This window comes from Streptosporangium sp. LJ11 (genome assembly GCF_051918945.1).
In the GTDB taxonomy this organism is placed as follows: Bacteria; Actinomycetota; Actinomycetes; order Streptosporangiales; family Streptosporangiaceae; genus Streptosporangium.
Window position 1 is genome coordinate 38,121 of record NZ_JBPXMB010000047.1, and the last position, 11,018, is coordinate 49,138.

The window sequence follows — 11,018 nt, forward strand, 5'->3', positions numbered from 1 at the left end:
AGGGTCGCGCGCGCCGCCGCGCCCAGCACCCGTCACATGACTGTCCTGTCCGACCGGTCATAGGCGTTGAGCGCGTCCCGGAGCGCGGCACGCGACGTGATGCCCAGCTTGGGAAAGATCTTGTACAGGTGGTCGCCGACCGTCCGGTGGGAGATGAACAGCCTTTGCCCGATCTGCTTGTTGGTCAGCCCCGCGCCCGCCAGCTCGGCGATCTCACGCTCCTGCGGCGTCAACGGCGACCGGGTGTCCGAGGCCGGACGCCGGGTCAGCCCGGTCGCCCGCAGCTCGTTGGCGGCACGGTCCCGCCACGGAACGGCGCCCAGCGCCGCCAGGGCCTCGTGCGCCAGGGTGAGCTGCTCACGGGCCGCGCCGGTGTCGCGCAGCCGGCGCAGGCGTTCGCCGTAAGCCAGGCGTACCCGGGCCACGTCGAAGGGCCACTGTTCCGGATCCCGCACGGACAGCGCCGCCTCGAACAGGTCACGTGCCGTCTCGTCGTCCGCCGTCAAGGCGGCCGCCGCGGTGCTCAGCAGGCACAGACGCGGCGACAGCGTGCCCAGGCCCGCCTCGCTCAGCGCGGCCGCGTGCGCCGCCGCCTCGGCCCGGCGCCCGGTGTGCAGGCCGGCTTCGACGAGGTCCAGGCCCGCCCACAACGCGGTCGGCCGGTAGGGCGCCAGCCGGCCCGGCGGGCTGACCCGCGCCGCGTTCTGGTAGGCCGCCTCGTGCTCACCCGCGCCGATCTCGGCGAGCGCCCGGGCCTGCGCCGCGAAGTACGTGACCCCGGTGGCCTGGTGGGCGATGGCCCACCGGTTCATCTCGTCGGTCAGCCGCCGGGCCGCCTCGACCTCTCCGGACCCCGCCGCCACGAGCGCGTGAACGTAGTGGAAGTACCAGTGGAAGAAGCGGAACCCGTGTTCGGCGCAGACGGCGAGGCCTTCGTCGGCCATCGTCCGCGCCTCGTCCCAGCGGCCCGCGGCGAAGCCGTCGAGGCCCAGGTGCATGAGTGCGCCGAGGTGGCGGCGGGCCGGCCCCTTGCCGTCCCCGCGCGTCTGGGCGAGATGCCGTTCCGGGCCGCGCAGCCGGGGAAGGCGGTCGGCGAAGACCGCGGCGGTGCCGATGCGGATGAGGCGGGTGGGGTCCTCGCCGGTGCCGACGGTGTCGATCAGCGCGTCGAGGGCGGCGACGTCGTCAGCGCCGGCCCGCGCGGGGTCGGAGAACACGGCCGCGTTCACCCGCAGCAGCGGCGGCGGTTCCGGCGTCAGCCGGCCGACCAGGTCGTGGAAGGTGTGCCAGGCCTGTTCGGTGCCCACGTACCAGCTGATCAGCAGCAGGTTGAGCAGGGCCTCGACGAGGTCGGCGTCGCCCGCGGCGAAGCCGTGGTCGCCGGCCTCGATCGCGCCGGCCAGCAGCCGATGCGCGGTGGTCACGTCTCCGTCGGAGTTGATCAGCAGGTGCGCGGTCGCGGCCGCCGCGGGCAGCGAGTGGGTTTCCAGGGATCCGCCCCGCCGCGCGTCGCCCAGCAGCCGGCTCGCGGTCACCAGTTCCCCGCCGGCGTCCGCGCCGATGTAGGCCGCCGCGGCGAGCCGTCGGCTCCGGCCGGCCGGCTCGGGGCTGAGCTCCGCGGCCCGGGTCAGCGTGGTGACCGCGGCGAGCGCGTCCCCCTGCCGAAGCAGGACCTGCGCCGTGGCCTCGAGCTGGGCGGCGATCTCCTCGTCGGGCCCCACCGCCGACTCGGCGAGGTGGCGGACGCGACGCTCCGGGGCGTCGACGACCTCCGCCAGCGTGCCGTGCGCCCAGCGCCGTTCCCGTTCCGTGGACGCCTCGACCACCGCCGCCCCGACCAGCGGGTGCCGGAACGTCAGCCGGTGCGCGTTCAGCCGCACCAGCCGGTCCCCCTCCGCCGGGGCCAGGTCGTCGAGGTCACAGGTGGCGCCGCCGGCTGTCCGCAGGCGGGCCAGGTCGGTGGTGCCGCCGAGCGCGCCGAGCAGCATCATCAGCCGGCACCGCTCCGGCAGGCCGCGCACCCGGGCGGTGTACATCGCCTGCAGCCGCTCGGACAGTGGCAGGACGTCGGGCAACGTGGTGAAGTCCGCTCGCTGGTCGCCGTCCAGCGCGGACGGCAGTTCCAGCAGCGCCAGCGGGTTGCCCGCGGCCTCGGTGAGCAGCCGCCGCCGCACCGCCGGCGCGAGCTCCGGGAAGCGGCGGTCCACCAGGGTTCGCGCCGCCGGAGCCGGCAGCGGAGAGAGGGCCAGTTCGGTCAGCCCGCTGTCGCGGAAGAAGCCGCGCTCACCCGACCGGCAGGCCACCAGGAAGACGATCGGGCTGCCGACCAGGCGGCGGGCGACGAAGCCGAGCACCTCCGCGCTGGTCCGGTCCACCCAGTGGAGGTCGTCGACGAGGACCAGGACCGGCGTCTCGGCCGCGACGGCTCGCAGCCACAGCAACGCCGCGTTCGCCACGACGAGCCGGTCCGGTACCGGCCCGATCTCGAAGCCGAGCGCGCAGCGCAGCGCGGTGCGGTGGTCGGGACCGAGCGAAGCCATCTCGTCGCCGAGCGGGAACAGCAGCTGGTTGAGCGTGGAGTAGTTGATCCCCGCCTCGAACTGCACGCCGGCGGCCCGCAGGACGCGGGCGCCGCGTTCCGCCTCGCCGGCCGCGAACTCGTCGAGTAACGCGGTCTTGCCGACTCCGGCCTCACCGACGACGAGCAGCGCGCCGCCGCGCACCCCGGCGCCGTCGAAGAAAGCCCGGATCGAGCTGATGTCCTCCTCGCGACCGATCAATTCCACTGCCTGATCCTCCAGAAAAGCGGTGGGCTCGGCACGTACCGTCCGAGCAGGTCGATAAGGTCTTGACGGCAAGGTCGGCCAGGACAGGAGTGCGGCGGATGGTCACCCGGGCGGAGCGCAACGCGACGGACCCCGACCTCGGCGTGCTGTCCGGACGGCTCCTGTTCGCGGTGCAACACGAACTCTTCATCACCCTCGCCGGGCAAGGGTTCGACGACCTCAGGCACCGGCACGGCGCCGTGCTCGCGTACCTGGATCCGGACGGCGTCCGGGCCACCGAACTGTCGCGGCTGTCGGGCCAGTCCAAGCAGATCATCGGGGTACTGATCGACGAGCTGGAGGCTCTGGGTTACGTCGAGCGACGGCCCGATCCAAGCGACCGCCGGGCGAAGCTGATCTGTCCCACCGAACGCGGCCTGTCCCAGATGCGCGCCGCCGACACCATCATGACCGCCATCCAGCAGCGGCACGCGCGGCGCCTCGGGCAAAAGAGCTACGACGAGTTCAAGCGCATGCTCACCGATATCACCGAGCACCAGCGCAGCCACCTCCGCTCCGTCGGCGAGGACTGATCAGCGGTCCGTGACGAAGTCCAAGGTCGGCATCGGCGAGACCTGACCGCAGGTCCGTGACGACATGACTCATGATCGTCTCAGTCGTATAGTAAAAAAAATTACTATCATTAAAGTGGACTAAATTGCAAAGTGGTCACCCGCCTCGCCCGGGGCACCTCCCCGGCAGGCGGCCGACCACAAGATCACGGCCTGGTCCGCCGATCGACCCGGGTGGCGGTGCGAGTGGTCTGCCGGTCCCGCGTCGCGGGACCGGCAGACCACTCGCACAGGATGATCGGTGTGATGCCCGCTCCCGCCGCCGGGCGGCCCGTAGCCCGGCGGCGTCCCGCGCCATGTCCCGCGCCGTTCGGAGCGGACGCACGGTGCGCGGACACGCCGAGAGTCCGGTTCCGACTCGCGCCGGTCGGCGCTGATCGGTTCCGGACTCCTCGCCGGCCTCCCACGCCCCCGCGAGGGTGGGACCCCCTCGTGCGGCATGGTGACCCGCGTCGTCCACGCTCGGAGGCGGGCCTGTCGGCCCGCGTTCCGTGAGGTTCAGGCCTTGCTGCTCCTCTTCTTGGCCTGCATGTTGGAAACGACGCTCACGCAGATGACGGCCATGACGATCTGCACCACGAAGGTCAGCAACGTCCTGTCCGCGAAGCCCAGCAGGTGGGCGATGGCGGTGCCGGCGAGGGCGGCCACGATGCCCGCGAGGATGGTGGGAACCCACCCGATGTCCTGGCGGCCCGGAATCAGCAGCCGGCCGATGCCGCCGGTGATCGCACCGACGATGATGGCGCTGATAATGAACGTGATCATGGTGATCTCCCTGTTCGGGCAGGTCTCAACTGTCGACGGCGAGCCTAGGATGTCCCTGTTGACATGATCTTGACATCCTGTATACGCCGATGACCTGCCTTTATCGGGTGATCGAACCGATCGCGGGGCGCGCTCCCCCGGAAACGGGCCCAGCACGGCGCAGACGGCCGCGGGGTGGAGTTCACCGCCTGTCCAGCACCTTCCCCGAAAAAGGATCATCCGAACATGTCCTGACAAGATATGTCGATGACAGGGCCGCCGCGCGATGCGCGATCGCACCGATCCGGCCCGGCCCTCGAATGATCTCGCTCAAGCGGGACCGGCGACGCGTGGAGCCGCCGGTCCCGGCGGCCGGACGCCGCCACCGCCGGTACGCGCCGATCACCCGGGCGACCCGGCGGCCGGCCCTCACCCACCCCCGCCGGGTCGCCGCCGATGCTCTCCCGGCCCGGACGGCACTAACCTGGGGACACTTTTCGCGTTGGGTTTCGTGTCGGATGAGGAGCCATGTGATGTCCCCGGTTCTGGAGAGTACGGCTCGCGCGCTGCTGCGCAGGATCGCGGTGGAGCAGGCCCAGGGACGCCTGCCCTCGCTGACCGCCGCGGTGGTGCGCGACGGAGAACTCGCCTGGTTCGGCGCGCGGGGCCGGGTGGAGGGGATCGCCCCCACACCCGTCACCCAGTACCGCATCGGCTCGATCACCAAGAGCCTGGTCGCCGCCGTGGTGATGCGCCTGCGCGACGAGGGGAAGGTGGACCTGCTCGACCCGGTCGGCAAGCACATTCCCGACCTCCGGGTCGGCGAGGTGACCGTCGCCCAGTTGCTGTCGCACACCTCGGGGCTGAGCGCCGAGTCCCCGGGGCCGTGGTGGGAGCGGACTCCGGGCGTGCCGATCACCGATCTCGTCGCCGGGCTCGGCCCCGAGACGGCCAAGCACCGGCCGGGACGCCGCTTCCACTACTCCAACGTGGGCTTCGCCCTGCTGGGCGAGCTGGTGGCCCGCCACCGCGGCGTGAGCTGGGCGCAGGCCGTGCAGGAGGAGATCCTGCTGCCCCTGGGCATGCGCGACACCACCGCGCGACCGCGCGCCCCGCACGCCACCGGCTACGCCGTGCACCCCTGGGCGGACGTGCTGCTGCCAGAGCCCGAGCACGACGCGGTCGCCATGGCCCCGGCCGGGCAGCTGTGGTCCACCCCCGCCGACCTCGCCCGCTGGGCGGCGTTCGTGGCCGGGGACACCGGGGACGTGCTCGCCCCGGACACCGTGGCGGAGATGCGCGAGCCCGCGACCGTCGACGACGGTGACGCCTGGACCAGCGGGTTCGGCCTGGGCCTGCAGCTGGCCCGCGCGGGCGGCCGCCGCCTGGCCGGTCACAGCGGCTCCATGCCGGGCTTCCTGGCCACGGTGTGGGCCGACCCGTCCGACAAGGTCGGCGTGCTGTTCACCGCCAACTCCACCGCGGGCGTCAGCCGGAGCCTGCTGACCGACCTGCTGGCGATCCTCGACAAGCACGAGCCGCGCCTGCCCGCCGAGTGGGAGCCCGTCGCCGACACCGCGGGCCTGCTGGAACTGACCGGCCCGTGGTACTGGGGACCCAGCGCGTACGCGCTGCGGCTGCTGCCCGAGGGCGGGGTCTCCCTCAACCCGATCGGCGGCACGGGACGGGCCTCGCGGTTCACCGCCCAGGCCGACGGGACCTGGCTGGGGCTGGACGGCTACTACGCGGGCGAGACCCTGCGGGTGGTCCGCAGGCCCGACGGCACGCCCAGCCACCTGGACCTCAACACCTTCGTCTTCACCCGCACCCCCTACGACCCGGAGGCGGAGGTGCCCGGCGGGGTGGACGAGGGCGGCTGGCGCAGCTGAGCGACGAGCGCTGCGGCCGGGCCGGTGGCCTCGGCGTACAGGACCTCCACCCGGTGCACCACGCGCGGCGAGCCCAGCGGCACCCCCCGCACCGCCCCGGCCGCCGCGACCGCCACGGACGCGGGCAGCAGGACCAGCCCGTGCCCGGCGGCGGCCAGGTTCAGCACCGTGCGCACGTCCTCGCCGTCGTAGCGGAACCCGGCGCGAAACCCGCCTCCGCCGGCCAGCTCGCGCAGCCGCTCCACCGGTACGGCGACCGGCGCCCGCAGCCACAGGGCGTCGGTCAGATCGGCCAGGCCCAGGCCGCGCCGGTGCGAGAGCGGGTGGCCGCCGGGCAGAACCACCACCAGTTCCTCCTCGACGATCCCGAAGCCTGACAGCGGTCCCACGTCGGGCAGCCGCAGCGGGTCGCTGGGGGCGGCGATCCCGTCGACCAGGCCGAGACCGGCCGCGCCCGAGGCGACCTCCCCGGCGACGCGCTCGCGGGCGACGGTGCGCAGCCCGCATCCCGGGGACAGGCTCCGCACGATCGCCGGGGTGCAGGCCAGCGGGGAGGCGGCCACCGCCAGCCGCCCGGCCGGTCCCGCCGCGGCGCGCAGCACGTCCGCGCGGGCGGCCCGGTGGCGCAGCAGCAGCGACCCGGCGTGTTCCAGCAGGCGCTCCCCCGCCCGGGTGGGCGCCACCGGGCGGCGGTGCAGCAGCGCCAGCCCCAGGTCGGCCTCCAGCGCGGCGATCTGCTGTGAGACCGCCGACTGGGTGTAGCCGAGTTCGGTGGCGGCGGCGGAGAAGGACCGCCGGTCGGCGACGGTGACGAACGTGCGCAGCAGGTGCGGATCCACGGTGCATCAGTATCGCTTATCGAATCACCAGGGATCATCGTTGGCGCTTACCCGGTGGCCGGCGCCAGGATCGGGACATGACCACCGCGAGGATCGCCCTGGTGGGCGACAAGTCACCGTCCGTCCGATCCCATGCCCGCATCCCCGTACTGCTGGAGGCGCTGCGCGAGCGCGACGGGCTTGCGCTGGACGCCTACTGGATCCCCACCACCGAGGCCACCGGCCTCGAGGGGTTCGACGGCGTCTGGATGGTGCCCGGCAGCCCGTACCGCAGCGAGGCCGGTGCGGTGAACGCCGCCCGCACCGCCCGCGAGCACGGCATCCCGTTCCTGGGCACCTGCGGGGGCTTCCAGCACACCCTGCTGGAGTACGCGCGCAACGTCCTGGGCCTGCCCGTCGCGCACGCCGAGAACGACCCGGGTGCCGAGGACCTGCTGCTGCTGCCGCTGGCGTGCTCGCTGGCGGGTCACGAGGACGCCGTCCGGCTGACGCCGGGATCGCTGGCCGAGAAGATCGTCGGCGCCGAGAGGACCGTGGAGAGATACTCCTGCGCCTTCGGGCTCAACGCCGACTACGTGCCCGTACTGGAGACGGGCGGGCTGCGCTTCACCGGCCACGACGATGCGGGGCTGGTACGGGTCCTGGAGCTGCCGGGCCATCCGTTCTTCCTGGCCACCCTCTTCCAGCCGGAACTGGCCGGAGACGGCAGCCGCCCGCACCCGGTCATCGCCGCCTTCGCCTCGGCCTGCGTCACCCGCGCCGCCTCGTCCGCGCGAGCGTGACCCCCGCGGAACGCCGAGCGGAAAGCCGCCGGCCGCGTCTCGCCGACGTTTCGCGCGGACGGCTCGCGCGGACGGCTCGCGCGGACGGCTCGCGCGGACGGCTCGCGCGGACGGCTCGCGTGGACGCTTCGGCGGGTGCCGAAGCGTCCGGTGCCTAGCCTTTCGAACATCGCCGAGCCACGGGGCGCCACACCGCGCGTCCCCGTCGGAGAGCGTGGCGGTCCCACGCCTCCCCCTTCGCCCGAAGGGGGAGATCTCCACCCCAGGGAGAACCGATGACATCCGATCCGCTGGTCCTGAGCCGCCCCGCCGAGATACGGGCCGTGCTGGCCGACCCCCGCTTCACCGTCGAACCCGTGCCGCGCCCGCCGTTCGCGCTGACCGTGGCATGGCTGCGCGGAGCGGTCGGCCGCTTCGCCGAGGGAGCCCTGCACGCCGAGCGCAGGGCCGCGGGAGAGGCGGCGCTGGCCGGGCTGGACCCGGACGCGCTGCGCGCCGAGGCGTTCCGGCTCGCCTCGCGGGACACCGGCGGTCATCCCTGTCCACCGGAGCCGGTTCCGGTGCTGGTCCTGGCCGTCGCCCTGGGGGTGCGGGCCGGGGACGGGCCGGAGGCCGTGGAGGCCGTCGCGGCGATCGCCCCGGCCTACCTGCCAGGGCCTGGGGCCGGGCCCGATGAGACGGATGTCGCCGCGGCCGACGCGGGGCTGGTGCGGCTCTCGCGCCTGCTGGGCGACCCGGCTCCGGAGCGGCTGGCCGTGGTGGCGGGACTGCTCGCCCAGGCGTACGGTCCGATGACCGGTCTGGTCCGCGGTGCCCTGGCCGCCGCACGGGCACGGTTCGCGGCCGGAGCCGGGGACGGGGGCGGGGAGCCGCGTACGGCCGGGGCGTGGACGGCGCGGGAACTGCTGGACGAGACCCTGCGCCACGATCCTCCGGTCCGGACACTGCGCCGCAGGGCGCCCGGCGACGGGAGGACCGTGGTGCTCGACGTCGCGGCGGCCGGCCGGGATCCCGAGACGCCCCGCGGCCCGGACCTCGCGCGTACGGGAGACGAACCGGAGTTTCTGACGTTCGGAGCGGGACCGCGCGCCTGCCCGGGCAGGCAGGTCGCGCTGGCCCTGGCGGCCGGGACGATCGAGGCGGCGACCCGATGACGTTCGCGCGGTTCAGGGCGCTGCACCACGCGGACGAGCCGCTGCTGCTTCCCTGCGCGTGGGATCACGCCTCCGCGGCGGCCCTGGCGGAGGCGGGGTTCGCCGCGATCGGGACGACGAGCCTGGGGGTGGCCGCCGCGGCGGGCAAGCCGGACGCCGGACGGGCGACGCGGGAGGAGACGCTGACGCTGGCCCGGACGATAACGGGGCTGGGGATCCCGGTGACGGTGGACATCGAGGCGGGGTTCGCCGAGGCGCCCGGCCAGGTCGCCGACCTGGTGGCGGAGCTGGCGGGGCTGGGAGTGGCGGGGATCAACCTGGAAGACGGGCGTGGTGACCGCCTGGCCGATGTCCCGGCACAGGCGGAACTGGTCGCGGTGGTCAAGCGGCGGGTTCCGGAGGTGTTCCTCAACGCGCGTACCGACGCGTTCTGGCTGGGCCTGCCCGGCGCCCGGGCGCTGGCGCTGGAAAGGGCCCGGGCTTACGCGGGGGCGGGGGCCGACGGGGTCTTCGTGCCGGGCGCGAGCGCCGAACGGGACATCGAGGCGCTGGTGGGCGGGGCCGGGGTGCCGCTGAACGTGCTCGTCCAGCCCGGCGTGCCGGTGCGACGGCTGGCCGAGCTGGGCGTGGCCCGCCTCAGTTACGGGTCGCTGCTGTTTCGCGCGGCGTTGCGCGCGGCCGTCACCACGGCGCTGGCGGTGGCCCGGGGCGAACCGGTCACCGGCGATGTGCCCTCCTACGAGCAGGTCGAGGCGCTGCACCGGTACGGCTCGCGCACCGGCGACGGCACGCGCGGAACGAGTCACCGCTGACGCCCGGTCCGGGGTGACCCGGCGGGGACCGGGCCGACCACGGCGCCGTGGCCTCGGTGACACCCGCCCGTTCGGCGAGCCGGTCCGAGCCGTCATCCGTGATGATCTCGCGCACCGGCAGTGAGGCCGGCGGTGAGGCCGCCCGTCTCGACGGAAGGTCAGTGCGAATGAGCCTCTTCGAGAGAAGATCCCGCCAGGAGCGCCGCGACCCCGCCGGTGAAGTTGGGGCACTCGAAGATGTCCTCGTGCGGGCAGGCCAAGCCATGGGCGATGGCGGTACGTGCCACCTGAGCCTGGGCGATCCGTTGATCCAGCTCGGCGAGCTTGCGCCGGTACAGCTCCCGCCAGCCGTCGCCGGCCGGCGAACGAGACGCGATGAAAGCTTTGATCTCTCGCAACGTGAAACCGACATCTCTCAGCAACACGACCACACCGACCAGGCCGACCGCCGAGGGCGGATAGCGCCGCTGGCCCGAGACCCTGGCCGGTGCCGGGAGCAGGCCGAGCTCCTCCCAGTAACGCAGGGCGGAGGTGGCGACACCGGTGCGGCTCGCCAGCTCACCGATCGTCAGTTGCTCATCCATTTGACTTCAAGCGTACTTGAAGCCGTTGACTGCGATCATGCAGACAGCAGGTACATCTCTCAAGCAACGCGCGCTCAGAAGCCTGGTCCGCCAGGCGCACCACCCCCGGGGCGCCATCGGGTGGGCGGTCGGCTGGATGTTCGCTCATCGCTCCTCCAACCGGCAGCGCAACATCTGGGCGGTGTCGTTGCTGGATGTGCGGCCCACCGACCGGGTGCTCGAGATCGGCTTCGGTCCCGGCGTCGCCATCGCCGAGTCCGCCCGCCGCGCCACCCGGGGCCACGTCTTCGGCGTCGACCACTCGCAGGCCATGGTCCGCCAGGCCACCCGTCGTAACGCCGCCGCCGTCCGCGCCCGCCGCGTGCACCTCACGCATGCCTCCGTGGAGCGGTTGCCGAGCTTCGGCGATCCGCTCGATGCCATCCTCGCCGTCAACTCCGTGGGGTTCTGGCCCGACCCGGTGAATCGGCTTCGCGAGCTGCGTCGCCTGCTCCGCCCCGCGGGACGCATCGCGCTCGTCAGCCAGCCCCGCTGCCCCGGTGCCACCCGCGACACCACGGCCCGGGCCGCCCAGGAGCTCCAGGACATGCTCACCCAGGCCGGCTTCACCCATCTCCGGGTCGAGACCCTTGAGCTCGACCCACCCGTGGCCTGTGTGCTCGCCGACAATCCGACCCGGCGGTGATCGCGAGGTCACGCCGGTCGGCGTCCAGGTCCTCGCGAATGCACCCGGCCGTGACGGTTCCCGTGGTGGCGCGGTCTGGTCCGGCTGTGTCTAAGGTGATCTCGTGTCTGCCCCGCTGAACGTCACGAAGAC

Annotated in this window: 10 protein-coding genes; 6 read left to right on the forward strand and 4 right to left on the reverse strand. The window is 73.5% G+C overall.

Features of this window, described 5'->3' with window-relative positions:
* Nucleotides 1-32 precede the first annotated feature (32 nt).
* On the reverse strand, nucleotides 33-2,786 hold the full coding sequence (locus tag ACTOQ3_RS41275; RefSeq protein ID WP_440089345.1) for a helix-turn-helix transcriptional regulator: 2,754 nt from the start codon (nucleotides 2,784-2,786) through the stop codon (nucleotides 33-35).
* Nucleotides 2,787-2,884: 98 nt separating this feature from the next.
* Here ACTOQ3_RS41275 and ACTOQ3_RS41280 point away from each other — a divergent pair, with 98 nt between their 5' ends.
* Nucleotides 2,885-3,358 (forward strand): MarR family winged helix-turn-helix transcriptional regulator, encoded by a 474-nt coding sequence (locus ACTOQ3_RS41280; protein WP_440089347.1) that lies wholly within the window; start codon nucleotides 2,885-2,887, stop codon nucleotides 3,356-3,358.
* A 537-nt stretch (nucleotides 3,359-3,895) separates the two neighbouring features.
* On the opposite strand, the gene ACTOQ3_RS41285 is transcribed toward ACTOQ3_RS41280, so the two are convergent.
* Nucleotides 3,896-4,162: a GlsB/YeaQ/YmgE family stress response membrane protein gene (locus ACTOQ3_RS41285; RefSeq protein ID WP_440089349.1), complete on the reverse strand. Its 267-nt coding sequence runs from the start codon at nucleotides 4,160-4,162 to the stop codon at nucleotides 3,896-3,898.
* Between the two features lie 512 nt (nucleotides 4,163-4,674).
* Here ACTOQ3_RS41285 and ACTOQ3_RS41290 point away from each other — a divergent pair.
* The gene (locus ACTOQ3_RS41290; RefSeq protein WP_440089351.1) at nucleotides 4,675-6,030 is read left to right on the forward strand and encodes a serine hydrolase domain-containing protein; all 1,356 of its coding nucleotides are present in this window, start codon (nucleotides 4,675-4,677) and stop codon (nucleotides 6,028-6,030) included.
* Here the strand turns inward: ACTOQ3_RS41290 and ACTOQ3_RS41295 are convergent.
* Entirely contained in the window at nucleotides 5,973-6,869 is an 897-nt protein-coding gene (locus ACTOQ3_RS41295) for a LysR family transcriptional regulator (protein WP_440089352.1), read from the reverse strand. The two genes, ACTOQ3_RS41290 and ACTOQ3_RS41295, sit on opposite strands and share 58 nt — an antisense overlap.
* A 77-nt stretch (nucleotides 6,870-6,946) precedes the next feature.
* On the opposite strand from ACTOQ3_RS41295, the gene ACTOQ3_RS41300 reads away from it, so the two are divergent.
* The 3 genes from ACTOQ3_RS41300 (at nucleotide 6,947) to ACTOQ3_RS41310 (ending at nucleotide 9,617) form a co-directional block, all read left to right on the forward strand.
* Nucleotides 6,947-7,651: a CTP synthase C-terminal region-related (seleno)protein gene (locus ACTOQ3_RS41300; RefSeq protein ID WP_440089354.1), complete on the forward strand. Its 705-nt coding sequence runs from the start codon at nucleotides 6,947-6,949 to the stop codon at nucleotides 7,649-7,651.
* A 275-nt stretch (nucleotides 7,652-7,926) separates the two neighbouring features.
* Nucleotides 7,927-8,805 (forward strand): cytochrome P450, encoded by an 879-nt coding sequence (locus ACTOQ3_RS41305; protein ID WP_440089355.1) that lies wholly within the window; start codon nucleotides 7,927-7,929, stop codon nucleotides 8,803-8,805.
* Nucleotides 8,802-9,617, forward strand: a complete 816-nt coding sequence (locus ACTOQ3_RS41310) for an isocitrate lyase/PEP mutase family protein (RefSeq protein WP_440089356.1) — start codon at nucleotides 8,802-8,804, stop codon at nucleotides 9,615-9,617. Before ACTOQ3_RS41305 ends, ACTOQ3_RS41310 begins: the two co-directional genes overlap by 4 nt.
* A 158-nt stretch (nucleotides 9,618-9,775) precedes the next feature.
* Here ACTOQ3_RS41310 and ACTOQ3_RS41315 read toward each other — a convergent pair whose 3' ends face one another.
* Nucleotides 9,776-10,201: a MerR family transcriptional regulator gene (locus tag ACTOQ3_RS41315; RefSeq protein ID WP_440089358.1), complete on the reverse strand. Its 426-nt coding sequence runs from the start codon at nucleotides 10,199-10,201 to the stop codon at nucleotides 9,776-9,778.
* Nucleotides 10,202-10,238: 37 nt separating this feature from the next.
* On the opposite strand from ACTOQ3_RS41315, the gene ACTOQ3_RS41320 reads away from it, so the two are divergent.
* Nucleotides 10,239-10,886, forward strand: a complete 648-nt coding sequence (locus ACTOQ3_RS41320; RefSeq protein ID WP_440089360.1) for a class I SAM-dependent methyltransferase — start codon at nucleotides 10,239-10,241, stop codon at nucleotides 10,884-10,886.
* Nucleotides 10,887-11,018 lie beyond the last annotated feature (132 nt).